This window comes from uncultured Chloroflexus sp. (assembly GCF_938091255.1).
In the GTDB taxonomy this organism is placed as follows: domain Bacteria; phylum Chloroflexota; class Chloroflexia; order Chloroflexales; family Chloroflexaceae; genus Chloroflexus.
This window is the reverse complement of record NZ_CALLJH010000045.1, coordinates 1-25,760: the sequence shown is the minus strand read 5'-3', so window position 1 is coordinate 25,760 and position 25,760 is coordinate 1. Positions and strand designations below refer to the sequence as shown.

At 58.6% G+C, this 25,760-nt stretch carries 22 protein-coding genes; 8 read left to right on the top strand and 14 right to left on the bottom strand.

All coding sequences use genetic code 11. The features are described from left to right. Positions 1–375 precede the first annotated feature (375 nt). Positions 376–1,347, top strand: coding sequence for a hypothetical protein (locus Q1A00_RS14950; RefSeq protein ID WP_298402941.1), 972 nt, complete (start codon positions 376–378; stop codon positions 1,345–1,347). 78 nt (positions 1,348–1,425) lie between these two features. Here Q1A00_RS14950 and Q1A00_RS14945 read toward each other — a convergent pair whose 3' ends face one another. Beyond that, positions 1,426–2,178 carry an LLM class F420-dependent oxidoreductase gene (locus Q1A00_RS14945; protein WP_298402943.1) on the bottom strand — a complete coding sequence of 251 codons (753 nt, stop codon included), beginning with the start codon at positions 2,176–2,178 and terminating at the stop codon, positions 1,426–1,428. A gap of 149 nt (positions 2,179–2,327) precedes the next feature. Between Q1A00_RS14945 and Q1A00_RS14940 the strand changes: the two genes are divergently transcribed. The 3 genes from Q1A00_RS14940 (at position 2,328) to raiA (ending at position 4,981) form a co-directional block, all read left to right on the top strand. Then, on the top strand, positions 2,328–3,233 hold the full coding sequence (locus tag Q1A00_RS14940) for an MBL fold metallo-hydrolase (protein ID WP_298402945.1): 906 nt from the start codon (positions 2,328–2,330) through the stop codon (positions 3,231–3,233). Next, a complete protein-coding gene (locus Q1A00_RS14935) occupies positions 3,230–4,072 on the top strand; it encodes an MBL fold metallo-hydrolase (RefSeq protein ID WP_298402947.1) in 843 nt (280 codons plus the stop codon). Before Q1A00_RS14940 ends, Q1A00_RS14935 begins: the two co-directional genes overlap by 4 nt. Positions 4,073–4,393: 321 nt before the next feature. Then, complete coding sequence (gene raiA, locus Q1A00_RS14930) at positions 4,394–4,981, top strand: ribosome-associated translation inhibitor RaiA (protein ID WP_298402949.1); 588 nt, start codon at positions 4,394–4,396, stop codon at positions 4,979–4,981. An 83-nt stretch (positions 4,982–5,064) separates the two neighbouring features. Here raiA and Q1A00_RS14925 read toward each other — a convergent pair whose 3' ends face one another. The 4 genes from Q1A00_RS14925 to Q1A00_RS14910 form a co-directional block, all read right to left on the bottom strand. Then, a complete protein-coding gene (locus Q1A00_RS14925; protein ID WP_298402951.1) occupies positions 5,065–5,451 on the bottom strand; it encodes a DUF4190 domain-containing protein in 387 nt (128 codons plus the stop codon). 174 nt (positions 5,452–5,625) lie between these two features. Continuing rightward, a complete protein-coding gene (gene trpC, locus Q1A00_RS14920) occupies positions 5,626–6,438 on the bottom strand; it encodes an indole-3-glycerol phosphate synthase TrpC (RefSeq protein ID WP_299757565.1) in 813 nt (270 codons plus the stop codon). A 371-nt stretch (positions 6,439–6,809) separates the two neighbouring features. Further along, positions 6,810–9,266: an endonuclease MutS2 gene (locus tag Q1A00_RS14915; protein ID WP_298402955.1), complete on the bottom strand. Its 2,457-nt coding sequence runs from the start codon at positions 9,264–9,266 to the stop codon at positions 6,810–6,812. A 79-nt stretch (positions 9,267–9,345) separates the two neighbouring features. After that, positions 9,346–9,897, bottom strand: coding sequence for a CvpA family protein (locus Q1A00_RS14910; protein ID WP_298490137.1), 552 nt, complete (start codon positions 9,895–9,897; stop codon positions 9,346–9,348). A 121-nt stretch (positions 9,898–10,018) separates the two neighbouring features. Between Q1A00_RS14910 and Q1A00_RS14905 the strand changes: the two genes are divergently transcribed. Then, a complete protein-coding gene (locus tag Q1A00_RS14905; RefSeq protein WP_299757561.1) occupies positions 10,019–11,362 on the top strand; it encodes an MFS transporter in 1,344 nt (447 codons plus the stop codon). A 4-nt stretch (positions 11,363–11,366) separates the two neighbouring features. Here the strand turns inward: Q1A00_RS14905 and Q1A00_RS14900 are convergent, their stop codons facing one another. The 5 genes from Q1A00_RS14900 to Q1A00_RS14880 form a co-directional block, all read right to left on the bottom strand. Next, on the bottom strand, positions 11,367–11,759 hold the full coding sequence (locus Q1A00_RS14900; RefSeq protein ID WP_299757558.1) for a response regulator: 393 nt from the start codon (positions 11,757–11,759) through the stop codon (positions 11,367–11,369). Positions 11,760–11,772: 13 nt separating this feature from the next. Then, positions 11,773–12,204 (bottom strand): ATP-binding protein, encoded by a 432-nt coding sequence (locus Q1A00_RS14895; protein WP_298402960.1) that lies wholly within the window; start codon positions 12,202–12,204, stop codon positions 11,773–11,775. Next, positions 12,201–13,727, bottom strand: coding sequence for a PP2C family protein-serine/threonine phosphatase (locus tag Q1A00_RS14890; RefSeq protein WP_299757555.1), 1,527 nt, complete (start codon positions 13,725–13,727; stop codon positions 12,201–12,203). The genes Q1A00_RS14895 and Q1A00_RS14890 overlap by 4 nt, the downstream gene beginning before the upstream one ends. Positions 13,728–13,735: 8 nt before the next feature. Further along, positions 13,736–14,074 (bottom strand): STAS domain-containing protein, encoded by a 339-nt coding sequence (locus Q1A00_RS14885; protein ID WP_298402962.1) that lies wholly within the window; start codon positions 14,072–14,074, stop codon positions 13,736–13,738. A gap of 288 nt (positions 14,075–14,362) precedes the next feature. After that, the gene (locus tag Q1A00_RS14880) at positions 14,363–15,457 is read right to left on the bottom strand and encodes a glycosyltransferase family 4 protein (protein ID WP_298402963.1); all 1,095 of its coding nucleotides are present in this window, start codon (positions 15,455–15,457) and stop codon (positions 14,363–14,365) included. Positions 15,458–15,751: 294 nt separating this feature from the next. Here Q1A00_RS14880 and Q1A00_RS14875 point away from each other — a divergent pair, with 294 nt between their 5' ends. Next, positions 15,752–17,734, top strand: a complete 1,983-nt coding sequence (locus Q1A00_RS14875) for an NHL repeat-containing protein (protein ID WP_298402964.1) — start codon at positions 15,752–15,754, stop codon at positions 17,732–17,734. Between the two features lie 29 nt (positions 17,735–17,763). Here the strand turns inward: Q1A00_RS14875 and hisF are convergent, their stop codons facing one another. From hisF to Q1A00_RS14860, 3 genes are all read right to left on the bottom strand, one after another. After that, positions 17,764–18,543, bottom strand: coding sequence for an imidazole glycerol phosphate synthase subunit HisF (gene hisF / locus Q1A00_RS14870; RefSeq protein ID WP_298402965.1), 780 nt, complete (start codon positions 18,541–18,543; stop codon positions 17,764–17,766). A 152-nt stretch (positions 18,544–18,695) separates the two neighbouring features. After that, complete coding sequence (locus tag Q1A00_RS14865) at positions 18,696–19,484, bottom strand: hypothetical protein (protein ID WP_299644602.1); 789 nt, start codon at positions 19,482–19,484, stop codon at positions 18,696–18,698. 51 nt (positions 19,485–19,535) lie between these two features. Then, positions 19,536–20,036, bottom strand: a complete 501-nt coding sequence (locus tag Q1A00_RS14860; RefSeq protein WP_298402968.1) for a hypothetical protein — start codon at positions 20,034–20,036, stop codon at positions 19,536–19,538. 677 nt (positions 20,037–20,713) lie between these two features. Here Q1A00_RS14860 and tkt point away from each other — a divergent pair. After that, entirely contained in the window at positions 20,714–22,726 is a 2,013-nt protein-coding gene (gene tkt / locus Q1A00_RS14855) for a transketolase (protein WP_298402970.1), read from the top strand. Positions 22,727–22,822: 96 nt separating this feature from the next. Here tkt and Q1A00_RS14850 read toward each other — a convergent pair whose 3' ends face one another. Next, positions 22,823–23,584 (bottom strand): alpha/beta hydrolase, encoded by a 762-nt coding sequence (locus Q1A00_RS14850; RefSeq protein WP_299757549.1) that lies wholly within the window; start codon positions 23,582–23,584, stop codon positions 22,823–22,825. 241 nt (positions 23,585–23,825) lie between these two features. On the opposite strand from Q1A00_RS14850, the gene Q1A00_RS14845 reads away from it, so the two are divergent. Beyond that, positions 23,826–25,760, top strand: a 1,935-nt coding sequence (locus Q1A00_RS14845) for a COG1361 S-layer family protein (protein WP_299757546.1), incomplete at its 3' end; no start/stop codon positions are given.

Sequence of the window (25,760 nt, the reverse complement as noted above, 5' to 3'; positions counted from 1 at the left end):
GGGTGCAGCATACTAGCATGGCCGTGCAATAGGCCGGAGTTGCTTGCATCCTGTCGTTGCGAGGATGCCGATCGTCCGCAGCAGTTCCCTGCAATAGTGGCGCAACATCAGAAGAGCAGCCGCTCGTGTTAGCAAGGGGATTGCTGCGCTGCCTGCGGCATTCCTAGCCAGCCGGCGTCTTCATCGTTCAGCACGTGCCCTGCCAACGCGCAGCTCGCTCGACCAGTTGGTACCAGATGTCAAATGTCCAACCAGTTGCGCGCCTCATAGCCATCAAGCCATTTGACAGTTGCGCGCATGTGGTGATATAAGAGAGCGAACGATGGCAATCTATGGCTCTTAGCGCCTCGTTGCGCGACACAGGAGAGAGATTGCGTGAAACGACTGAATCGCGCTCTGCTTGTGCTCCTGCCCGTGCTAGCCTTGTTGCTGCTGGTGGCCTTGATGGCGGCAACGCCGCCTGCTCCGCCTCCAACGCCGAAGGTGGCCGATCTCCCGCCGCTTGAGACGCCAACGGTAGCACTGCTCCCTACCGTAACGCCTTCGCCATCGCCGATCCCAGAACCAACCCTAACCCCCACCCTTGCCCGGCGCGAGTTTCTCGAGTCGTTTGATGTCAAAACCGCGCCAACCAGCTTCCTGCCCGGTCACGGCCCAGTCTTGCCCGGTGAATTTGTTTATGCCGGACGCCGGATCGATTTCTACGTTGGCAGGGGTACGTTTCGCGCCGATCAAGTGCGTGACTTGGCGGTCAAGATCGAGTACGCGCTTGGCTATCTGCAACGCCGATTTGATGTCCAACTGACCGATCGCGTCTCGATGGGGTTCTACAATCCGGCTTTAGCCCCGACGAGCGATACGCGCGGCATTGCCTACACCCACGATCGCACGAATATTCGCCTTTTCTACGGCCCCAACGACGATACCTATAAGGCACTAGTGATCGCCACCCACGAGCTGGCGCATGCCTTGCAGGCCGAAGCGTATGGCCGCGAAGCGCAGAGCCGCTCTGATCTGGTCTTGTTGGAAGGCTTGGCGACGTGGATTTCGGGCGAATATTGGCTCAGCCTGTCCGATTCGTCGTCGTTTCAGGCCCGCGCGCGCGAGCTCTATCAAGCCGGTTATCGCGGCAATCTGGCGGCCTTGGCCAGTAGCGCCGATTCGATGGTCGCCTACGAGATGTGGGCTGGGTTTGTCGAATATCTGGCCCAAACCTACGGCTGGGATAAGTTCAACGAGTTGTATGCCAGTGGTCGTGGGCGCGCTCCCGGTTCGGCCAATTACCGCGGGCTTTACGGCAAGAGTTTTCAAGAACTCTATACCGAATGGTATGCAACGTTGCGGTGAACGCCATGCGCTAAGGCGCACCGAGGTCAGGGGCATGGTCTACTTCCCCGTCTTCTCAGTGCGCCTGAGCATCGCCTGTTAATCGCGCAGCTTGAGCAGCTCCTCCACCGGCGCGAAGTTCCACGGCTCACCCATACCGATAATGATATGCGTTGCGCCTGCTGCAAGGTATGGCTCGATTGGCTCGCCTGCGCGCGGTGAGACGCTGCGCTCAATTGTGGCTGGATCGCGGCCTACCTGAGCGCACCACTGGTTGAGAACCTCATTCTTGCGCTTGAAGTTTTCGACCGGCCCGAAGCCGTGCCAGATATCGGCGTGTTCCGCAGTGATCCGCAGCGTGACTTTTTCACCGCCGCCGCCGATCAAGATCGGGATGCGGCGCAGTGGCGGCGGCTGATCGACCTCCCAGCGTGCTTTGATGATCGGCAATGCTTCGCGCAACGCGCGCAAGCGATCGGCAGCAGTGCCGAAGGTATAGCCAAACTCGGCATAATCACGTTCAAACCAGCCGGCACCCAGTCCAAGAATCAGCCGACCCCCGCTGATATGATCAACCGTTTTGGCCATATTTGAGAGCAGCGCCGGATTACGATAGCTGTTGCACGTTACCAAACAGCCGATCTCGGCGCGCTGGGTGATGGTCGCCATCGCGGTCAAGAGCGTCCATCCCTCGAAGTGTGGGCCGTCTGGCGGACCATAAAGCGGAAAGAAGTGATCCCAATTCCAGATCGTATCGCAGCCGATCGCTTCGGCATAGCGCACGGCATCACGGTACGATTCCCACGTGGTATGTTGTGGATGGAGTTGTACGCCAACCCGAAAACGAGCCATAATCTAACCTTTCTAATTGCGCTTGGCTGGTAAAATGATCCTCTAAAAAGCATTCACAAACTACGTTTATGCTGTAAACTGTGAAATGCAAAGCTGCAATTACGTTGCGCAGCACTTTTCAGGGTACGACAACATATACGGGCGCATCGATGAGAGTTCGTATCTGGGGCACGCGCGGCTCGTATCCAGTTGCCCACGCCAGTATGCTGCGGTATGGCGGGAATACTACCTGTGTGGAGGTAGTGGCGGAAGGGCGCCATATTATTCTCGATGCCGGCACTGGCCTGCGGATGTTAGGCGATTCGTTTGCTCAAGAGCAAGTGCCACGGCAACTCGATCTCTTGATTACCCATACCCATTGGGATCATATCATAGGTTTTCCGTTCTTTGCACCCCTGTTTGATCCCGATTTGAAACTCGATATTTATGGCTTGGCCCGCACGCAGTCGAGTTTGCGCACCACGTTGGCCGGTGCGTTGAGTGATCCGCTGTTGCCGCTGAATATGGATGATTTGCGCGCGCAGATTAACTTTTTTGAAATTGGCGCCGGGCACTGCTTTGAATTGGGCCCGGTACAGGTGCGCACGGCGCTCGCCAACCATCCGTACCGCGCGCTCGCTTACCGGCTAGAAACGTCCGATGGCGTGCTGACCTTTATTCCCGATACCGGCCCCTTCCATACGGTGCTCTTCGGCGAGGAGCGAATTGAGTGGACTGGCCAACCTACGGCGCGTAGCCAGAGTGAATTGCGCGAATTAGCAGCGATGAAAGCGGCAATTCTTGAATTGGCCTACCGCGCTGATTGGCTCATTTACGATGCCCAATTCACCGATGCCCAATACGCGCGCTTTCCGCATTGGGGGCATAGCAGCGCAACCCAAGCCCGCGAAATCGCTGAAGAGGCGCAGGTGCGCCAGTTGATCTTGTTTCACCACGATCCTCATCGCACCGATGAGGAACTGGATCGGATTGTGGCTGAACAGCAAGTGTTGGCCGCGCCGGGATTGTTGGTGACGGCAGCCTTTGAAGGCATGGAGTTGTGGAGGAAGCCATGAAGGTGCGGTTTTGGGGGGTGCGCGGCTACGTGCCGACGCCGCACGCCGCTATGCTGCGGTACGGCGGCAATACCTGCTGCACTGCCGTCACGGGCGATCATGGCGAATTAGTCGTGCTTGATACCGGCACCGGCTTCTGTATGCTAGGCGATGAGTTGATGCAGGGTGAGTTTGGTCGTGGACGCGGTACCCTGACGCTGCTCATCAGCCATACGTATTGGGACCATATTCTCGGTTTGCCCTTCCCCGGTGTGGTGCATATTCCCGGCAATCGACTCGATATTTATGGCCCTGACAGCACGCGCGGCTCGTTGCAGATGGTGTATGACGGGATGCTCTCGCCAGTCTACTCACCGGTTTACGGTCTGGCGCACATCGGTGCAACGCACCGTTTCACCACTATCTCAACCGAACCGTTTATGATCGGTCGCTTGCTGGTGCGCGCCCTACCCCTCTCGCGCCGCCAGCATTCGCCGATCTGGGCCTATCGCTTGGAAGAAGAGGGCCGGGTGCTAGTCTATATGACCGATGTGCGCTATAATGAAGAGAGTATCCGCGCGGAGGCGATCGCGTTTGCGCGTCATGCGCACATACTTATCCATAGCGCACCCTATTTGCGCGCCGAACAAGTAGAAGACTACGGCCATAGCCGGATCGAAGACGCGATTGAAGTGGCCCAAGCTGCCGGCGTCGAACGGTTGTTGCTGTTTCACCACGCGCCTACTCGCACCGACGATGAACTTGATGCGATGGTCATCCGTCTCCGCGCCGAGCTCGCAGCTCAGGATAGCCCGCTACAGGTGGCCGCGGCAGCAGAGGGGATGGAATTGGTGGTGTGAGGGTGATCGCTTGATCCGAAGCGAACAAGTCACCGCAGCGGATTAATTATTACGCATGGTAAACAGTTTCTCACTCTTCCTATCTTGCGAGACGGCTGGCGGCGTAGTAGAATACTGGCAAAGCTTTTTAGCGAGTGCTACACGGGAATAGCACCCATTCAGGAGTGAGGCTTTATGACCCCTTTGGTCAGCCGCAATGCTCCGCAACTGATGACCTTTTGAGAAATAGCTCGGTCCTCGCCGTGCTGATGGCGGGGGCCGGGTTGTTTTTATCGCCCGGCCACCCAATGACGGGTTGGCAACAGCGGATGGAGGAATGCGATGGAACTCACCATCAAGAGCCGGAACGGCAAGATCTCAGAGCGTCAACGCGAGCACATCGAAGAGAAACTCGCCAAATTGGGGCGTTATCTTAACGGCATTACCAGCATCGCGGTCGAAATCCAACATGAACAACAGCGGAATGCCGGCGAAATCTATCGGGTGCAGACGACGCTAGTTGCCGAGCACGGCGTGATCCTGCGCGCCGAAGAGCGCGCACCCGACCTCTATGCCGCCATCGATGAAGTGCAGGAGGTGTTGCAGCGCCAGATTTCGCGCTATAAAGAGAAATATTGGCGGCGGAGCCGCGAGTTGCGGCGCGCAACCAATGGGTTTACACCCGCTGAAGAGGTGGCGATTGCCGAGGAGGAAGCTGCGGCTGCGCCGGCTGAACCGGAACCAGAAGCGAAGGTGATCCGCACCAAGACCTTCCGCTTGCGCCCGATGTTCGTTGATGATGCGATCGAGCAGATGGAGCTGCTTGGTCACAATTTCTTTATCTTCCAGAACGCTGAGACGATGCAGGTCAGCGTGCTCTACCGCCGGCGCGATGGCAATTACGGGGTGATCGTGCCGGAAATCGGCTAACTCTCTCCCAGCCCCTCTCTGCCAACCCCTCCTCTCGCCTGCGCGGGGGAGGGGTGTTTATGTGGGTTTGTTCACTACGACTGTCACACCCCTACCGCCATCACCGCTACTGCCAAACATAATGCCACGACGGTCAAGGCAATGTGGGCATAACCCAGCGCTAAACCGAACAAGGCCAGCCCGCTGCCGGTAAGCTGGCCGTTGCCGCGCTTGACGGCACTCTGGCCAAGATGGCCGCAGATGATCGCCGGCACAGCCAGCAATAATGGAATGAAGAAGAGAATCCACGCCGTGATGCCGCAGATCAGGCTGACAATCGCCAACCGGCTGTTGCGGGCCGGCGCAATCGGCAGGGTAGTTTCGATGGCTGGCGCTGGTTGCCAGACCGCTACTGCCAGCGCCTGGCCACAGGCTGGGCAGAAGCGTTCAGCGCCGGTGATGGTATGACCGCAGCTAGGGCACTGTCGCACAGTACGCACTCCTTATCGTCAAGATGGCGTTCCACGTCTGGTAACTTGGAATTTTCACCCATTTTTTATGGTATGCACTGGTATGACCAACGCGTAAGCAGGCAGCGTTCGCGTTAGGAGAGATGGCTGTGGATGCTGCGGGCCGGGTAGCGCTGGGCCGAATGCATCGCAAGCTTACGCCATTGCCAACGCGCGTACCTGTGCGCCGATGTCGGGAGCCGTCACCAAGGCCTCACCAACCAAGATCGCGTCTGCGCCATAGCTGCGCACTTCGGCCACGTGTTCCGGCGTGAAGATGCCACTCTCGCTGACCAGCGCCGGGCGCTGCGCTCCGGCAGGCAGGTGATCGGCGATGGCTTTCGTGGTTGCGCGGTCGGTAACGAAGCGGTGCAGATCGCGATTGTTCACGCCGATAATTGGCGGGTTTAACTGGAGCGCCCGTTCCAACTCGGCGACGGTATGCACCTCGATCAACGCATGCATGCTGAGTTCGTAGGTCAGCGCGAAGAGCTCGCTCAGGGTGGCATCATCAAGCGCGGCGACAATCAACAAGACAGCATCGGCGCCATACGCGCGCGCCTCGTACACCTGATACGGATCGATGAGAAAGTCTTTGCGCAGCAGCGGTGTGCCGGCGGCTTGCACCTCCGGCAAGGCGCGAATGCCGGCCAGATAGGTCAAGCTGCCCTGAAAAAAGCGCTGGTCGGTCAAGACCGAGATGGCTGCGGCGCCGTTGGCGACATAGGTGCGGGCAAGGGCCAAATGGTCGAAATTGGCCAGCAACACGCCACGGCTCGGCGAGGCTTTCTTCACCTCAGCGATCAAGGCTGTGGCCGGCGAGCGGCGCAGGGCCGCGGCAAAGTCGCGCACTGGCGGCATGCGCTGTATCTTGTCTTGCAGGGCTGCCAGCGGGATTTTCGCTTGCTGGCGGCGCACTTCGATCCGCTTATGGTTCAGAATCTGTTCCAGAATGGTCGGTTCGCTCATACGTGTTCCTTGACGGGCGTGCGGGTATTGAAGAATATTGTATCATCACATGGAATGAGACACGGATTGGCACGGATCGGTGTAAATCTGTTCAATCCGGGTTTATCCATGTCCGCATTTCCTCCCGCTTTGCTGCATTGTCTCCGTGCGGTGCAGCAGTTATCTTGCCAAGGTTATGCGCGATCCAGATCAATCCGGGTTTAGTAGTGTCTCCTTGCTGGGTTGCACAGCATAACCAGCCCGTTGCAAGGAGATTGCTTCATCGCCGTGGGTGGCTCGCAATGACAGCAGCCGGGCAGCGTACCGCCGCTCTATGCCAATCCGTACCCTCCGTGGATATCCCGTATTTGTTGGATCACCAGTCGGTAGACTTACCGCTCAACCAGCGTAGCAATCGTTACCCCTTCGCCGCCGTCGCGCCCGCCGCTGCTAAACGAAGCCACCAGCGGATGGGTTGCCAGCACATCACGCACGACTTGGCGCAACGCGCCGGTGCCTTTGCCGTGGATGAGGCGAACTTGGTGTAAGCCGGCCAGATAGGCGTCGTTGAGGTAGCGGTCGAGCCGGTTGCTGACCTCGGCGACGCGCCAGCCGCGCATGTCAAAGGTCATTGAGACATCGGGGGTGCTGGGCAGGTTGACGCTGCGTTCGGGCGGGGTGTAGCGCCGCTCGTCGCTGACCTGCGCTTTGGGGCGCTTGAGTTCGCCAAGCTTGACCGTCATACGGAAGCCACCAACTTGCACGGTGGCAGTGCCGTCTTCCTCATCGATGGCGACAATCTCGCCGTTGAGACCAATCGAAGCGACATGCACCGTATCCCCGACTTGCAGCGAGCGTTCGGCGGGGGAGGGCGGCGCAGCCGGGGCATGGGTTTGGCGCAGCTTTTCAACAGCTTGTTGGGATTGTTCGGCGGTGGCGGCCAAACGCTTTTCCGCTTCTTCCAACCATTGACGCGAGATATTGACTGAGCGGAATTCTTCGCGCAGCCGGCGTAAGTGCTGGCGTACTTCGCGCAGTTCGGCTTCGATCTCTTGGCGGGCCGCCGCCAACGCCGCCTCACGTTCGGCGGCAAACGCCTGCTGCTCGGCAGCCAGCCGATCACGGTACTTCTCGGCGTCGGCGCGCAGTTCTTCAGCGCGTTGCAACGCTGCCGCGGCAGCGTCACGCTCGCGTTGAATCCCGGCCAGCAGGTCTTCGACCTGCGCCTCTTTGCGGTCAATGAACGAGCGAGCCTGCTCGATCAGCGCCGGGTCAAGCCCTAGCCGGGCCGCGATCGCCAGTGCGTTCGAGCGACCGGGAATGCCGATACTCAGCCGGTAGGTGGGCGCCAATGTCTCGACATCAAACTCGACTGAGGCGTTCTGCACTCCCGGTGTCGCATAGGCAAAGGCCTTTAGCTCAGCGTAATGGGTCGTAGCTATTGCCAGCACCCCCAACTCTAGTAGTCGGCCAATGATCGCGCGTGCTAGAGCTGCACCTTCTACCGGATCAGTACCTGCACCTAATTCATCAAACAGCACCAACGCCGGCGGACGATGAACGAACCAATCCTGATCGTCGCCCGCTGGGAACTGTTGGGTTTCAGCCAGCGTCTGCAACACGCGAATAATATTCGCCATATGTGACGAGAAGGTGCTCAGGCTCTGTTCGATGCTTTGCTCGTCGCCGATGTCGGCAAAAATGTATTGAAACACCGGCAGCCGCGACGGTTGCTCGGCAGGGATGTGCATACCGGCCTGCGCCATCAATGCTAGCAAGCCGGCTGTCTTGAGTGCCACCGTCTTGCCGCCGGTATTAGGGCCGGTAATGAGGAGGATGGAAAACTCGCCGCCGAGCCACACATCGATCGGCACCACTGTTGCGGCGGGCAAGAGCGGGTGGCGGGCGCGGGTCAGCCGGAACGGCGGCTCAGCCGGCGGCGGATCGTCGGGCCGCCAATCGACAATCTCCGGCGCGATGCTGCGGGTGGCGATCGCATAGCGGGCCAGCGCGAACGTCAGATCGAGCGTGGCGAGGGTATTGACGGCGCTGGTAATGGTGCTCGCCGCCGCGCCAACCTGCTCTGAGAGTGCGCTGAGGATACGCTGCACCTCTTCCGCTTCCGCCGATTGCAACTCGCGCCAGCGGTTATTCAGCTCAACCACCGCCATCGGCTCAATGTAGAGAGTTGCCCCCGAACCGGACTGGTCATGCACCAAGCCGCGCACTTCGCGCCGGTGGCTGGCCTTGACCGGAATGACATACCGCCCGTTCCGCACGGTGATAATCGGTTCTTGCAAGGCATTGGCCAGTGCGCTCGAATGGATCATGCTCTGCAAGCGCTCGTGCAGGCGATTGAAGGCCACTCGCACGTCGTGGCGCAAGCGAGCCAGCGTAGGGCTAGCGCTATCGAGCACCTGCCCATCATCGCCGATCGCTCGTTCGATCGCTTCGATCACCTGCGGCAACTCCGGCAACGCATTGCCGAGTTCGATCAGATGCGGAAAACGTTCGTCGAGCCGACTGAGGCGCTGGCGCAGGAACGCTGCACTTTGCAAGGTCGCGGCAATCTCGCGTAGGGTAGCGCCATCGAGGATGCCGCCGCGCGCGGCGTGCTGCGTTGCCCGCCGCACATCACGCGCCCCGCCAATGCTCAATTCTGGCCACTCTTCCAACAACAAGCGTGCCTCGGTGGTCAGTGCCTGCCGCCGGCGCACTTCGGCTAGATCGGTGGCCGGAGTCAGACTTAAGGCCAGTTCACGTGAGGCCGAAAAAGCGGTATAGTGCGCTAAGCGGTCGCGGATCGTGTCAAATTCAAGCGTATGCAGCGATGATTCCGAGATTGACATACTCGTACCGTTGAACACAGCCGTTCCTGCGTTCAGCCTACCATTAGCGCTTCGATCGCGCCATCAGCCGCAAGGTTGATTACTGCACTTGAAAGATGATCCGCGCGGCATCGGGCAACACTGGATCGACAATCTCGTACAGGCTGGGTAAGACGGCATTGGCAAAGAACCGCAACATTAGCGAGGCGCCGATTTGCCCGCCGAGCCAGCGCGTAATCGGGTAATCAATGTTGGCGAAACCGCGCACGATAAAGAGGTTCCAGAGCAGCACAGCGGTCAGACCCAGTATCATTCCGCCGATCACAAGGCCGAGACCGGTGCCGGTGATGCGGTCAATCATTTCCAAATGGTGCGGGGTTTGCACATAGCGGAAGGTGTAAATGCCGACAAAGGTGAGCACGATGAAGCTGAACAGATGAATAAGTGCGAAGGCAACATATTGACTGACGAAGCGCTGTCCGCCTAATTCACGCACGAAGATATCAGCCAAACTTTGGTAGTACAAGCTAGCCAGCACGGTGCCGAGATAAAACGAGAGGATGATCAACAGCAGACGCACAGTGCCTTGAAAAAAACCTACCGCAAGTGCGCCAAAGAAGAGTACAACGAAGAGAAGATCGATGACATTCATAATTCTATTTCCCCCGGCGCTAATCCCTGTCTATAGCGCAAAGATGTGTTAGCCGATTATAGCATACTGGCTTACCCGTTTCTGGCTCGCAGCGCGTCTATGCTTCTATGAGGTTGTTACGATGACCAGCCAAACCAATGTTGCCGGCCAAGCCGCCGCAACGACCGAACACATCGCAACCGCGCCCTCTGCCTCGCGTCCGTTACTCCCATCGGAAATGCAGCGCGGCCTGACCATCTCGATCTGGGAGGGGGCGATTGCCAACATTCACATCAGTATCACCGGCGCCATTGGCGGCAGTGTCTTCCTCAGCGGGTTTGCCATCTTGCTTGGAGCTAATAATTTCCAGATTGGCTTGTTGGGGGCGTTACCGTTTATTGGCCAGCTCTTTCAATTTCTCAGCGCCTACCTCGAAGCCCGTTTCGCCAATCGGCGCGCGGTTGTATTCTATTCAGCGCTGTCTGGCCGGCTGGTCTGGGCATTTCTACTCTGCTTGCCGTTTACTGGCTGGCCGACAACATGGCAATTAACCGTCTTTTTCATTGCCCTTGGCTTTTCCTATGGTCTCAACGGCATGGCCGGCAATGCGTGGATGAGTTGGATGAGCGATCTGGTGCCGCCCAACCGGCGTGGCAGCTATTTTGGCATCCGCAACACGGTCGCTGGGATCAGCGCTATGGTCAGCGTCTACGCCGCCGGTCGTGTGCTCGACTGGTTTCGCGCCAATGGCGCTACAGCGCAGGGCTATGCCGTCATCTTTGGCGTGGCGGTGCTGGCTGCGTTTGGCGCGGCGGTGCTGATTGCACGCCAACCTGAACCGCCAATCACCCCGCGTCCGTGGAGTGGCGTAAGCGCGTTTCTGTTTGATCCGTTGCGCGAGGCCAGCTTTCGGCATTTTACCATGTTGGCGACCGGCTGGGCCTTGGTTACCGGCATTGCCGCACCCTTCTTTAACGCTTACGGTCTCACTGCGCTACGGCTCGATTTCTCGCTGCTAGCGCTTACGGGCGTTGTCACCAATGCGGTTGCCCTCATCTTTTCACCGCTGGTCGGCTGGTTGATGGATCGCTACGGCTACCGGTTGGTAGTGACGGCGTGCGTTATGGGTACAATACCGCTGCCTTTAGGTTGGATCCTCTCAACCCCTGACAATATCGTGCCATTGTGGTTAACCTCCATCTTTTCAGGCGTCTTTTGGCCGGGGGTGAATCAAGGGTTAGGCAACCTCTTGATGGCGCGGGCGCCGGCGGAACAGCGGGGCGCGGCGATGGCGATCTTCAGCCTGCTCACCGGCTTAGGCACCCTGCTGGCATCGTTGGCCGGCGGCACCATCGGCCAAGCGATGACCGGCGTCACCGTTGCCTTGGGGCCGCTGGCTGTGAGCGGGTTGGCAATGCTCTTTGTGCTGACGATGCTTGGTCGTATGGTTATGGTTGGCGCTTTTTGGCGCGTGCTGGAGAGCTAAGGAGTTACGCCTGTTGTGGCGTCTGCGGCGGCGTCCGTTGGAGCAGTCGATCGACCTCGTTCACTAAATCATCAGAGTCGACCGGTTTGGTGAGGAAGGCATTGACGCCAACACCGGTCGCTTTGACTTCATCTTGCTCTTTGACACTGCCGGTCACCATAATGATCGGCAGATCGGCGTAGCGTTCATCAGCGCGTATGGCACGAGCGAGTTCGATCCCGTCCATACGGGGCATCTTCAGATCGGTGACGACCAGATCAACCTGACCGGTGGCGAGACAGTTGAGTGCTTGTTCGCCATCAAGTGCCGTCACTACAGTGTAGCCATATTGGTTGAGCACAAAGCTCATTAGGCGGTGGCTCGGAAGATAGTCATCTACAATCATGATGGTGGTCATCGTCTCGTCTCCTTTACGTAAGGCGCTTCACTAGGCGCCAGCAATTTCCGTCAGGATGTGCGGTATAGCCGACGTGGTCCATCAAATGCCGGATCAGAAATAATCCGTACCCGTGAATCTGCGCCTCGCTCAGATGAGGATGCGATGCCAGTTCTGGAGTAAACGACTCACCGGTATCATGTAGCTCGATCTCGATCCGCGGCGGTTGGTGGTGGAATGTGAGCGCGATGCTGATGCGGTTGTCGCTATGACTGCGATGCCGATAAGCGTGCTGAATAATATTTGTACAGACTTCGTGGGCTGCTAGCTGCACATTGTACACCAATAGTTCATCATTCGCTCCTGCCTGCCGTAATAGCGCAGCGATGGTTTCGCTCAGCAGATGCAGATAGGCATACTGGGCCGGTAAATCCAGCCGGATCATTTCACTGCGCTGCTGGCTCACGTCGCTGCTCCTTTGAGTACGATCAAAGTCTGATCATCGTCTTGTGGGTGGCCGGCGCTAAAGTGTTCCACCACCTGAAAGATCCCGTCAGCGATCGCTCGTGCCGATTGTTCAGCCAGTGCGTTTACTGCCATGAGTAAACGATCGATGCCGAATAATTCGTCCGCTGCATTGCGGGCTTCATGAAAGCCATCGGTGGCGACGATCAACAGATCACCCGGCTCCATAGGTAGATAACCATCTTGCACCTGAGTAGTGGTCGCAACTCCTATGGGGGGGTTGCCGGCAAAGAGCAAGGTGGCGGCGCCGTGGCGCGGACGGTAGATGACGGGTGCATGGCCGGCATTAGCATAGGTGATGGCGCGCTGTTCGGCGACATATTGGCCGACGAAGACGGTGGCAAAGACGCCGATGCGGGTGAAATCATGGTAGAGGTCTGCGTTCGATTGCCGCATGACCAGCGCGGGTGTTGGCGCTGGCATGAAGCGCGCTTTGCTGTGCAGCGCAGTGCGCGTCATTGACATCAATAAAGCGGCTGAAACGCCTTTGCCGCTCACATCGCCAATCGTGAAGATGAACGGATGGTTGGGCAGATTGATAACATCAAAGAAATCGCCGCCGACTTGCAGGGCCGGGCGTGAAGCGGCGTAGATCTCTAACCCTGCTATCTCTGGCAAAACCCGGGGGAGCAGTGCGGTCTGCACTCGCCGGGCACGATCCATCTCGCTACGGAGCCGGGCCTGTGCCAGCATCTCTTGGTAGAGCAAGATGCGTTCGATTTGGGCGCTCGCTTGATCGGCAATCGCGCGCCCCAGTTTTAATTCCGGCGTACCAATGGTGTCAGCGCGATCGACAATGCCAAGGCAAGCTATAACCTCTCCGCGCACCCGGATCGGCAGCAGCAAGAGGTTGCGTATGCCGGGCAGATAGGAGAATCTGCTATCATCTTCGCCGATGATCAGTGGCCGATCCTCGCGTTGCACTTGTCGGGATAGTTGCCAGATGAGGTCAGGGTCGAGATCGCTCTCGGTTGATTGCACGACAATCGTATCATCACGCTGCGCAGGCGCATAGATTGCAAAACCGGCCCGTCCCTTCAACATCCGCTGCGCTTCGGTGACGATCGCTGCCAAGCTTTCGCGGATGGTTACCAGATCGCGCATCGCTTGGGTGAGGCGGTAGAGTGCCAACTGCTGATTTTGGCTGGTGACTAGATCGGCGGCCATGCACTGCAATTCGTGTTCGAGTTGCAAGATATCCCCGATCAGGCTCGCCTCAGCCTGCAAGCGCTGGCGAGCCATCTCGCCCCGCAGCCCGCTGAGGTGTAATTCACCAACAACGTCGTTATAGCGGGTGATCGGAGCCGTCAGATCGGGCGGTAGCATCCGCTGTCCATCCGGCCACGATGCCAAGAGGCGACCACGTTCGTAGACGCTGAAGGCCTGCGCACCTTGCGCTAGCCACGCTTCGGCAAGGATCTGTATGCGGTTGTATTGTGAACTGAGGGATGAGATCAGCATCATGGGCGTGTTTACGCATTGAGTACCGCTAGCGCATGATCGGTGTCAACAAAAATGTTGAACGCTTTATCAAGCCGGGTTAGTTCAAAAATCATCATGATTGGCCGGCGGAGTCCGCAGAGCGCAAATTCGCCTTGACCTTGCTGGCATCGCTTTAGGGCTGCCACGAGCGTCGCTAATCCTGTGGAGTCGACAAAGGTGGTATCGGTGAGATCCACCAGTACACGGGCACCGGGGGCTGCGGTCGCTTGTTCGAGCCACTGCTGCACTGATGGCGCCGTATAGGCGTCGAAGCGGCCTGCGATAGTGATAATAGCTACGGTGCCGACATGACGCAGCTTGATGTCCATGATCATTTTCCTCTATGTGCTTCAGGCCTATCGTGATCGACGCCGGGTCAGATTGCAATGGCGGGAGGCGGCGTCTGTCATCTGGCAGCGGGCGGCTTGTGCCTAGCGAGTCGCTTAGGCTCCAGCGCAGGCGATTCATCTCCTGTTCTGGCATCATCCCGCGCCTCGGTCTTGCAATGCCAGTCTGCATTGGCTGTAGTATACACCGATGCTAGCCGTTGGATCGAGCGAGTTGGCTCGTCTTTCTGCTGCCGGTGGATTGATCGAGCGATGTTACGATTGCTCCTGCTACTTGGGCGCTGGCTCAACGCCGGCTTCGGCCAACGCTTCGTACAAGATATCGGTCATACGGCTGGTATAGTGATCAAGACTCAGCCTTTGTTCAACGATCTGCCGCCCCATACGTCCCATCCGCTCCGCCCTGCCCGGTTCGGCCAGTAGTTGTTCAATTGCGGCACGCAATGCTGCCGGATCGCGCGGCGGTACATAGATTCCGCTTGCACCATCGACAACAAGGTCACTTTGACCGGTGATGCGCGTACAGATAACCGCACGTTCCATCGCCATCGCTTCGAGGATGGCGCGACTGCCAATCTGCACATCTGCCGGTTCGAGCAGTATGACTACAAACCGGCTATCGCGGTAGAATTGACGTAATTCGAGAGGGGTAAATGTTTGCACGCGCACGTTAGGCGGGAGCGGATGCATTCCCTTACTGTCACGGTGGGTGAACCATGGGTCGGCAGCGGCCACGACGACATCGCTGTGAAGCTTGGCGACTGCACGCAGGAGGGTGTGGTAATCGGTCTGTTTGAAACCAACCACGCCGATCTGTGGCCGTACCGTGGGACGCGGTGGCGCGTGGCGCGGGTGAAAGAATTGTTCGTCAACTGCTGCCGGTAGGTATGGCGCCCGCTGCGGCGGTATTTGCCGGCGTTTGCTGATGAAGCGTTGCGGCCACGCTGAGTCAACGATCAGCCGGTCAATGTGGCTCTGAACGCCAAGCCGATCAAAAACCGCCTGATGCTTCGGATTGGATAATTGATGACCTAGTATGAGATGGCGCGGGCGGCGGTTGAGACTAAAGAGCTTGAGCAGGGCCGTGAGCAGCAGACCAACCTGTTCGTTGCTGGTCACAATGGCCTGATAGTGATGGCGGCGCATAAAACAGGCCAACGCCAGCACAAGGTGTGGCCCGCCCAACTGCGCGCAGAGATGACCAACAATGCCACTATCGGCGTGAGCAATGCGGTAGTCAATGAGATCGGCCTCACAGTAGCGGGCTAGCTCAAGATAGTCGGCGCGTGGACGACGTCCGGCTGCGATCTGTTGTTCAAGGTCAGCAGGGATGACTCCGGCGACAGCGAGCAAGACCTGTTTCACGCCTGATCCTCTCATGCCTATAGGCTCGTTTGACCGTTCTCTTGATGGTCGTTCGATTAATGTCATACTGGCGATGCGGATGATGGTTATGATGCCGCTGAGCAGGTGATCTTCAAACATGCCAGCTTGCTGCGTTGAGTATAACGGGCCGGTATAACCTTCACGTTAATGGCGTGACAGTTCGGCTTGCAATGTTGTCATACCCTTTGCCGACGCAGTGATCATCACCCTGCGGCGACTGTGGTATATCTACTGGTAGCATCGTTGCATATTGCTTATAGTTAAGGAACCGGCATGCGTTTACCTCTGCTTATCGCATTGCTGCTCACCAATCTGATCGCTGCTTGTGCCGCGCCGCCGTCGCCAACGCCGGCACCAGTGACGCCAAGCCCGACGGTAATCGTGCTGAATGAAGTAATGTTTACCGAACTCGGCGTACAATTGCTCCTGCCGGATGGATGGCAGAGTCGGGTGGAAAGCGGCGCGCTGCGCATTGCGCCTAACGCGGCTGCCCTTGCGGCTGGCGTGATCGATGCGCCGGTGATTGTGCTCGATACGACGCCATTGGCGGCGCTGACCGCACAATACGGCCCAGCGGCGGCAAACCCAGAGACGGTGTTTGAGCTGGCGAGCAGCGCGATCCAGTCGGCTGGCTACACGATCTCCCCTACCCAAGCGGTGCAGATCGGTGCAGCCCAAGGGGTGGCCGCCAACCTCAGCAGTCCGGCCAGTGCCGGACGATTGTGGGTGTTAGTTGATGAGATGCGGGTGGTGCGCGTGTTGGCTCAAGCGGCAGCCGCCAACTGGGAAACTGAACAACCGCTCATTGAACGGATCGTGGCTTCGCTGGAGGTGTTGCCGTTGCTTACCCCTACCCCGACGCTAGTTGATGTAGCTGCCCAGCCGCAAATTGTGCGTTCGGGGCCGCCGGGGTTTGTGCTGCGGCTGGGTGGTCGCAGCGGCCCGGCCAATAGCCGGTTTGTCGCCGCGCGCGGGCTGGCGGCAGCGCCCGATGGCACGCTCTATCTCGCTGAAAGCGGGCGCGGGATTTGGGTCTTTGCCCCTGATGGCACGCTGCGTACCACCTTCGGCGCCGATGAATTGCTCGACGCTTACGATGTTGCGCTTGGCCCCAGTGGTGATCTCTACGTCGCTGATTACGGACGCAACGCAATTGTTCGCTTCAGCGCCGCTGGCGACTTTCTAGGCCGGTGGGGCGGTCACGGCGATGCGCCCGACCAGTTTGGCCTGTCGGCGCCGCAACGGATCGCTGTCGGTGCTGATGGCAGCGTGTACGCGCTGGATGCCCGCCCCGGTCCCGATGGTTTGGCGGCTAGCAGTATTGTCCGCTTTAGCGCCGAAGGCCGGTTGATGGAACGGATTGCCTTGCCGCCTGATCTGGCGCCTGCGGATTTAGTGGTGGATCGCAGCGGCGTGATCTATCTGGCCGAGAGTTTTGCCGGCGCAATCGTCAAATTGGCCCCTGATGGCAGCGTGCTGGCCCGTTGGGGTGATCCCGCCGATCCTGCCCAACTGGCCGGGCCGGTGCTTGATATCGACCGCGCCGGCTATCTCTACCTTGCTACCTATGCTGGTACGATTCTGCGGCTTGCTCCTGACGGTACGATTGTGGCTCGCGGCGGCGCACCGGCTGCACCCGGCAGCATTCCAAACCCCGGCGAGTTGAGCTTGCCCAACGGGATTGTCGTCGCTCCCGGTGGCGTGGTTTGGGTGAGTGACAATAGCGGTGAATACAGTGCGGTGACTGCGTTTCGCTTACAAACCGACGCTGCGGCCCTCGCAACGGCAATGGCGCTCACGCCGGTCGCTGAAGCGCCGCCGAGCGAGACGGTGCAGCAGTGGGTGGCGTCTGCTACGGCCAGCAGCTTCTATGCGCCCGATTACGACCCCAGCGGCGTGGTTGGCCCGCCCGATGTGCCAGAGTGCCAAGACAGCCCGAATGCGTGGGCACCGGCGACTCCCGGCAGCCGCGAGACGCTGACCGTCACCTTTGCCGAACCGGTCTTCGCCACCGGCTTGATCATCTACCAGAACTACCAACCCGGCTACATCACGCTGGTCGAACTGATTGACGAACAAGGCACGGCCAAGGTGGTTCACCGCGCCGATCCTGTCCCGCTGTCTGAGTGCCCGTTTGCGCTCACGATCACGTTTGAGCAGACCCTCACTCGGATTGTTGGCGCACGGATCACGCTTGACCAGCGTGATGGCAGTTGGAGCGAGATCGATGCGGTGGCGTTAATCGGTGTGTCGTGACGCCGTAGGAACATTGTGCCGCAATGGCCCTACGTTCGTCGCACGGGGACGCCGTGTTCAGCCAAATACTGCTTGACATCGGCGACTGAATAGTCGCCAAAGTGGAAGATCGAGGCCGCCAGTACTGCGTCAGCGCCGCCTTCGACAATCCCGCGGTACATATCGTGCGGCGATCCAACCCCGCCCGACGCAATTACCGGCACCGGTGAAATGGTGGTGATCGCTTGCAGCAGTGCGAGATCGTAGCCGGTGCGCGCGCCGTCAGCATCCATGCTGTTGATGCAGATTTCACCTGCGCCAAGATCGATCCCGCGCTTGATCCACTCGATCGCGTCGAGGCCGGTTGGGCGCGGGTTCGCGCCGGTGTGGGTAAAGACTTCCCAGCGCGGCGGTTCGTCGGGTGCGTTCACCCGTTTGGCATCGACCGACAGCACAATGCATTGACTGCCGAACCGCCGTGCGCCTTCGGCTATCAGGTTCGGGTTGTAGACTGCAGCCGTGTTTAAGCTCACCTTATCGGCGCCGGCCCGCAGCATCCGGTACATATCCTCGACGCTGCGCAAGCCACCACCGACCGTTAGCGGAATAAATACCTCGGCAGCGGTGCGTTCGACCACGTCTACCATGATCGCTCGCTCGTCGCTCGAGGCGGTAATATCGTAGAAGACCAACTCATCGGCGCCGGCGGCATTATAGGCCGCCGCTAACGCCACCGGATCACCGGCGTCGCGGTGGTTGAGAAATTTGACCCCCTTCACCACGCGCCCGGCCTTCACATCAAGACAAGGTATAATCCGTCGCGTTAACATACTATCTATCGCCTTTGTGTTGACGCACCCTTGACCGCTGAGCGGCACCGTCTTCTTGCCTCACCGGCAGCGCATCATAACATTAACAAACTCTTTGCGTGCTTTGCGATCTTCGCGCCTTTGCATTTACCATCCTTTGCGCCTTTGCGTCATCACTTAGGCCGCACCTGCCCGCGCCGGCCCCGCTCTTCCGCCGGCGGCACCGTTTCGGCGGCAGCCGCGGCTTGTCGCGCCCGCGCTTCGTCAATCAGAAACTGGGTGGCCCGCGTGCTCCACAGCGCCAGCAGCGCAACCGCAAAGAGCAAGAAGGGAACCAGCAGCACCACACTGCTCAGAATCAAGATGAACCCCATCAGCAGCATGGTTACAAGTGTATAGACTGGCCGGCTGACAATCATCACCAGTGCATTGCGCGCAATCTGCTTCAGCGAAGGCCGTTCCATCAGCACCATGAGCGGAAAGGCGTAGATAATCAGCGCCGACCAGAGCATAAAGAGGTAAAGGAAAAAGCCGATCAGTACCCCGCCCAAGATGCCGGGAACGCCAGCATAGAAGGCCAGATTCCAAAAAATCAACACCAACCCGGCCATCCATACCCCGTACAGCCGCCATGCTGGCACAGCATAAGCCCGCATCCCGGCAAAAAAGTCGCTGAGTTTACTGGCCCGTCCCTCTATAATCCGTTTGCTCAGTACGTACAAACCGGCAAACGCAGGGGCCGCTGGCCCAACGCCAATCAGCGCCGCCGCTGCCGCCGGCAGCGCTGCGTTGCTCACCATGGCGACATAGGCAATACTAAAGAGTGGCACGCTCATCGCCGCCCACATAATATTAGCCAGTGTCAGCAACAGAAACTCATCGAACAAATCGCGTAATGTATCCCATAGCACGCGGAAGGGCGCGGTTAAAGCGGATAGATTAAAGGAACGAGGTTGGTTCATCACATTTGTATTATACGTGACAATAGCTGGCGTTTCTAGGTTATGGCTCGCCTACGGCGCATCTTCCGCCCACAGCACGATGACACGCCGATCATCCAGCGCAAATAGACCATGGTCAAACGGCGCGTCACTCAGCGAGCGCCAACCAATCACTTCATTGCCCTGCATGTCATAGATCGCAAACTCGCCGCTTACCGCGCCGTTGGTAAAGTAGCGCGCCTGCGGCCCCACTAGCGCCAACACCCTGCCGGCCAGTTCCGTCGCTTGCGCCGCTGGCACAATCTCGTCAGGGTAGGCGAGATCGTGGGCAATAATGTGCGTGGCAATCTTGACGGCAATCCGCCGCGGTACCTCGATCCAGTGCGATCCGAGCGGTTGAAAGTCGAGTTCACGTGCAGCGGCATCTAACGCCTCGAGGGGTGTTTGCGGCGCGCGCGTAAGCCGGAACGCTGCGCCGGTGAGCGGGTAGCTCTGCGCGCGCGCTGTCTCGATTGCGACCCACAAGCCTTCAATTGCCGGATCAGTTTCAAGGATGAGTAAGGGTTCGGCCATAACACCTCGTTGGGGCGTAATCATTATGGTTCTATCATAACAAATGTAGCCGAAGGTGTCGCGCAATGTACCGGTGTGCGTTGAAGCCACTACTCGTAGATCACCATGCCTAACCTGCGCCGCAGGCTTCGTAAACGTAGTCCGATCTTTCAGGGTCGGGCGCCCTGCCTCGCTTCCCCTCGTGTCATTGCGAGCGGAAGGGTAGAGCAATGCTCTGTCCCGCAGCAAAGCAATCCCCGCCAGCACGAACGGACATCCCCTCAGGCATGCTAACAGGGGGATTGCTTCGGTCGGGCATCCTCCAGCCGCGCTGGAGGCCGTCGCTCCCTTGCAATGACAAAGGCTCTTGTGCGCCCCGCTCCCCTGCTATCAATGTTTGAGGGCGGACAGAACCCTTGCGCGCAGGTGTAGTTGATGGCAAAGATCTGTGCCGGCAACCGCGTGGTTCTGCCGCTCCTACTGCTTGGTGGGAGCGGGAGCCGGTCGGTAAGGACCATCAACCTGCGCAGCAGGTGTCGCAAAAATAGCAGACCAATCCCTGTCGCTGCCGGCGCAGGCACACGATCGTATCGTTGCTGTTCATGCAGCATTGCATCTAAGCAGTGGTATGATGAACCACAGAGTGGTGAACATGCGCCGGCGCTCACCGACGGCGCACAGATAGGAGAAATTGCCGCATGAACGAACCCGTGACAACTACCATCGACCAGTTGTGCGCTAACGCTATCCGCGCGCTGGCCATCGACGCCGTCCAACAAGCCAACAGCGGCCACCCCGGTATGCCGCTCGGCATGGCCGATGCAGCTTATGTTCTCTGGACTCGTTTTCTCAAGCATAACCCGTCTGATCCGGGCTGGCCGAACCGTGACCGTTTTGTGCTATCGGCTGGACACGGCTCGATGCTGCTCTACGCTTTGCTCCATCTCACCGGTTATGATCTGCCGTTGGAGGAACTAAAACAGTTTCGGCAGTGGGGCAGTCGCACGCCCGGTCATCCTGAGTACCACGAGACACCGGGAGTTGAAATGACCACCGGCCCGCTGGGGCAAGGGATTGCCACGGCGGTTGGGATGGCGATTGCCGAGCGGTGGTTGGCGACCAAGTTTAACCGGACCGGCTTTCCGGTCGTTGATCACTATACCTACGTCATTGCCAGCGATGGCGATTTGATGGAGGGCATCTCGCATGAAGCAGCCAGCTTGGCCGGCCATCTGCGGTTGGGCAAATTGATCGTTCTGTACGACAGCAACGATATTTCGCTCGTTGGGCCGACCAAGCTAGCGTGGAGCGAGAACGTGGCTGAGCGGTTTGCCGCTTACGGGTGGCAAGTGTTGTATGCCGATGGTCACAATATTTCGTCGGTGGCCTTAGCTTTGGCCGAAGCGATCGCAGACGGCGAGCGGCCCTCGCTGATCATCACCCGCACGGTGATCGGGTACGGCAGTCCGCGCGCTGGCAGCCACAAAGCCCACGGCGAGCCGCTCGGTGTCGAGGGGGTGCGCTTGACCAAAGCGGCGCTCGGTTGGCCGCAAGAGCCGCTCTTCTACGTGCCTAATGAGGTTTACGACCACATGCAGTTGGCGGTTGAAGTCGGCGAGGTGCGCCAACGCGAATGGGAGGCGATGCTGCGCCGCTATCGGGCTTCGTATCCCGAATTGGCCGCCGAATGGGACCTCTTGCAAGCGGGTGGGTTGCCCGACGGCTGGGAAGCGGCGTTGCCGGTCTTTGCCCCTGATCCAAAGGCAAAAGGCACTCGTACCGCATCTGGCGCAGTGTTGCAGGCGCTAGCTCCTATTATCCCCGGTTTGCTCGGTGGTTCGGCTGACCTTCACACCTCGGATTTTACCTATCTAGAAGGGCTGGGGTCGATTAGCGGCGACCATTTTAACGCGCGCAATTTACACTTTGGCGTGCGTGAACATGCGATGGGCGCAATCCTCAATGGTATGGCGCTGCATGGCGGCATTATTCCCTATGGCGGCACCTTCCTCGTGTTTAGCGACTATATGCGCCCGTCAATCCGGCTGGCGGCATTGATGGGGTTGCGCGTCGTGTACGTCTTTACACACGATAGCATCGGTGTTGGTGAAGATGGCCCCACCCACCAGCCGGTCGAGCAGATGGTGTCGTTGCGTGCCATTCCCAACCTGTTGGTAGTGCGTCCGGGAGACGCCAACGAGGTGGCGATGGCATGGCGCTTGGCTCTCCAGCGTACCAATGGCCCCACCGCGCTGATCCTATCGCGCCAAAATGTTCCGACGCTCGACCGCACCCAGCTCGGCGCTGCCGATGGCGTGCTGCGCGGCGGTTATGTGTTGCGTGCCGCCGATTCGCCCCAAGCGATCATAATTGCCACCGGCTCGGAAGTGTCGATTGCGTTGACTGCGGCAGAGCAATTGGCGCATGAGGGTATTGCAGTGCAGGTGGTCAGCATGCCCTGCCGCGAGCTGTTCGATCAGCAAGAGCAGTCCTATCGCGATCGGGTGTTGCCGCCGCCGGTCAAGGCGCGGGTCGTGATCGAGGCTGGCCGTTCGCTCGGTTGGGAACGCTATGTTGGCTGCGACGGCGCGATTATTGGTGTCGATCGCTTCGGCGCTTCGGCCCCGTTCCAGCGCCTCTACACCGAATTTGGCCTGACTGCCGAGCGTGTTGTGGCGGCAGTGAAAGAGCAAGTGGCGCGGCACGGCTAGTCCTGCCAGATACCCTGCTGCCGCGGGTGCGGTGACCACCGCACCCGTTCATTGTTCTTTCACCTATGTGGCGATCTTGACAAATTGCACTGCTTGTCACATAGTCGCCTCGATCAACCCATGCTCGGCCAAGAATCGGCCTACTCGGGCCCGAAAGGCGTCGGGATTTCGCCACGCAATCAAATGGCCGGCCTCCGGCTCATAGACGATCCGCGCGCCGCGAATGCCGACCGCCACTGCGCGCGCTTGCTCATCAGGCACAAACGGATCCTTCCCGCCGTGAAAGATGATGGTAGGAACCTTGATCTGATCAAGGCATGGTGTGACTAAAGCCTCTTGCTTAGCCAATTGCTCGATCACTGCCTCTACACCGGCATTGAGAATCGGCCACCAGTCAGCGCCATGCTGACTGGCCATATACCGGTGCCAACTCGGTGACATGCTCGCGGTTGCGTGCCGGTGCGCCTGATAGGTCGCCGTTGTCACCCGGGCAAAGACGCCATCGAGAATCAATGCAGCGATCAAATCAGGCCGAATACATACCGCGTTCAGCGCACTGATCCCGCCAGCGCTCATTCCGAACACAGGCACTGGCGCATGAAACAGACCGGCTAACGCATCGGCCACCGCTTCCCCCTGCATCGCAAAGTAGCGGGTTGTAAACAGATCCGGTGGGCGCGCCGAGCCGCCATGGCCAAGCAGGTCAAATGAATAGACGGTGAATTGATCGGCGAAGCGCTGCGCTAAACGTACTTGCGTTGTTGCGCTGTAGGTATTGCCATGAATAAGCACAAACGGCGCTCCGTGACCGACTGTTAAATAATGTAGTTCACCGTGACGAGTTGTAATTGTTGGCACGTTCGTTGCTCCATTACCGTAAGCCTACGATTCGTGTATAAAGTCGCTTAAATAAACTTTCCTGTTGAAGTGACAAAAAGTTAATTTTTAGTAATATTTATAGTCATTTGCAAAAATAGCCTGAAAGGTATTGTCAATATAGCCAAGATGTCCTATAATTCGAGAAGAATTTTAGTTCATGTACATTGCAGCCACTCCCCTAGATCGCACTTCTCAGGGGTACACACAGGGAGATATTCTTATGCAACGTCGCATTACCGCCATAGTACTGCTCGTGTGGGCGGTTGTGCTCGTGTTTGCTGCACTAGCCAGCCAACCTGCCAATGCGGTTGTGATACCGCCAACTGGTTCACCCTTCTACATCCAAACCTCAAGTCCAACACGCGCCTTGAGCGTTGGTGACTGGTATACTAATCCAAGCGGCGGCAATGGGTTCCACTACTTTACATTGCATGTCCCATGCAACTGGAATCCCAACAATCCCGTGCATGTTGATTTGTTCCATCCCGATCTCAACAGTACTGCCGGCGGTGGTGTAATCGATGAGATTGTCGGCACGATCGACATTACCTACACCACAACCTTTGAACTTTACGCGCCGGGCACGGTGCTCAATCCGCCGCTTCAGCCGGCACCGGGTGCGTCCGGCTCGTTGACTCAGCAAACCTATCTCCCTAATACTGTCGGGCCGCAGTGGATCCGGTTGTATACGATTCTCGCTCCGGTAAACTGCGGCGTATATATCTTGCGCGTCCAAACCGGTGGTGTTGCCGATAATAGCTGGCGGCTCCGGTTTGGTACTGATGATGATAACGATCCCACGACGCCGCCGCCCCCCAACTACGATAATCCCGATGGCATCGAAGGAACTGGCGACGAATTGCAGATCGGGCTTGCGAACACCTCGTATCAGCATAGCGGAACCGGCAACCAGTGTTTGACTTTGCGCCAGTATATCGCACCCGGTCAAGCGAGCGCTACCTTCCATAACTTTGATATGGATAATAATGGCCGTGTGCGGTATTATCCTCCCAGCGCTGCGTATGACCCAACTGCGCAGACCGGCGGTGTGGTTGGTACGGTGTCTGGTTTCACCCGCTGGAATAATAGTACGACAGCGACCAACCGGGTTGGTGATACCGTGCTAAACCCCGAAGCAGGTTGGTGGCGGATTGTGAGTTGCGCTAATCCCGGTAACCAATTCATTCAGGAAGGCCAAACCAATGTGTTGTCCTTCATCGAGCCGCCTCCTGAGCCTGATATGACGATCGCGAAGGATGACGGCGTCTCGGTTGCTGCTCCCGGCCAAACCTTGACCTACCAGATCCAGTTTACGAACCGATCGAATCTGACTCGTGTACCGCCTGAGGCTCGCCCCGGTGCGGCCTTCAATGTGGTGATTACCGATGTCATTCCGGCCCAGACAACGTTCGTCAGTTGTAGCATGAATGGTCTGAATGGTTCTTGCAGCGAAAGCGGCGGTGTGGTGACGTTTACCCTGACCAATCCAGTCGTTGCTGGTGCCAGTGGTACAGTGCTAGTGACCGTGCAGGTCAATGCTGGCGCCACCGGTTCGATCACGAATACTGCTACATTGAACTATCGCGATCAATTGGGCAACCAGTATCCGCCAGCGACGGCGACCGATACCAATCCGATCGTGATCCCGCCCCAACCGCAAATGGTGCTGAGCAAGACCGATGGCGCGACCGTCACTGCTCCCGGTCAGACGCTGACCTACACCTTGGCGTTCACCAACACCGGGATGGGCGAAGCGCGTAACGTGACGTTGACCGATACGCTGCCGGCAGGGGTGAGCTACCAGAGCTGCGCGCTCGGTACCTTGAACGGGACGTGCAGTGCGAGTGGGAGCACGGTTACCTTTACGCTGACCGACCCGATTGCAGCGGGAGCGAGCGGCAGCGTGAGCACGACGGTGCTGGTGACGGCAAGTGGGCCGGCAACACTGACCAACACCGCGACGCTGAGCTACACCGATAGCGTTGGTTTACCGCTGCCGTCGGTGTCGGCGAGCGATAGCACAGAGGTGCCGGCCCAACCGCAAATGGTGCTGAGCAAGACCGATGGCGCGACCGTCACTGCTCCCGGTCAGACGCTGACCTACACCTTGGCGTTCACCAACACCGGGATGGGCGAAGCGCGTAACGTGACGTTG

Coding starts and splice junctions, on each gene's coding strand:
- Q1A00_RS14910 (WP_298490137.1), bottom strand. CDS start 9,897: ATGAATGTCATCGATCTTCTCTTCGTTGTACTCTTCTTTGGCGCACTT.
- Q1A00_RS14890 (WP_299757555.1), bottom strand. CDS start 13,727: ATGATGCTGATCTCATCCCTCAGTTCACAATACAACCGCATACAGATC.
- Q1A00_RS14940 (WP_298402945.1), top strand. CDS start 2,328: ATGAGAGTTCGTATCTGGGGCACGCGCGGCTCGTATCCAGTTGCCCAC.
- tkt (WP_298402970.1), top strand. CDS start 20,714: ATGAACGAACCCGTGACAACTACCATCGACCAGTTGTGCGCTAACGCT.
- raiA (WP_298402949.1), top strand. CDS start 4,394: ATGGAACTCACCATCAAGAGCCGGAACGGCAAGATCTCAGAGCGTCAA.
- Q1A00_RS14935 (WP_298402947.1), top strand. CDS start 3,230: ATGAAGGTGCGGTTTTGGGGGGTGCGCGGCTACGTGCCGACGCCGCAC.
- Q1A00_RS14900 (WP_299757558.1), bottom strand. CDS start 11,759: ATGACCACCATCATGATTGTAGATGACTATCTTCCGAGCCACCGCCTA.
- Q1A00_RS14865 (WP_299644602.1), bottom strand. CDS start 19,484: ATGAACCAACCTCGTTCCTTTAATCTATCCGCTTTAACCGCGCCCTTC.
- Q1A00_RS14915 (WP_298402955.1), bottom strand. CDS start 9,266: ATGTCAATCTCGGAATCATCGCTGCATACGCTTGAATTTGACACGATC.
- Q1A00_RS14875 (WP_298402964.1), top strand. CDS start 15,752: ATGCGTTTACCTCTGCTTATCGCATTGCTGCTCACCAATCTGATCGCT.
- Q1A00_RS14945 (WP_298402943.1), bottom strand. CDS start 2,178: ATGGCTCGTTTTCGGGTTGGCGTACAACTCCATCCACAACATACCACG.
- Q1A00_RS14860 (WP_298402968.1), bottom strand. CDS start 20,036: ATGGCCGAACCCTTACTCATCCTTGAAACTGATCCGGCAATTGAAGGC.
- hisF (WP_298402965.1), bottom strand. CDS start 18,543: ATGTTAACGCGACGGATTATACCTTGTCTTGATGTGAAGGCCGGGCGC.
- trpC (WP_299757565.1), bottom strand. CDS start 6,438: ATGAGCGAACCGACCATTCTGGAACAGATTCTGAACCATAAGCGGATC.
- Q1A00_RS14905 (WP_299757561.1), top strand. CDS start 10,019: ATGACCAGCCAAACCAATGTTGCCGGCCAAGCCGCCGCAACGACCGAA.
- Q1A00_RS14885 (WP_298402962.1), bottom strand. CDS start 14,074: ATGGACATCAAGCTGCGTCATGTCGGCACCGTAGCTATTATCACTATC.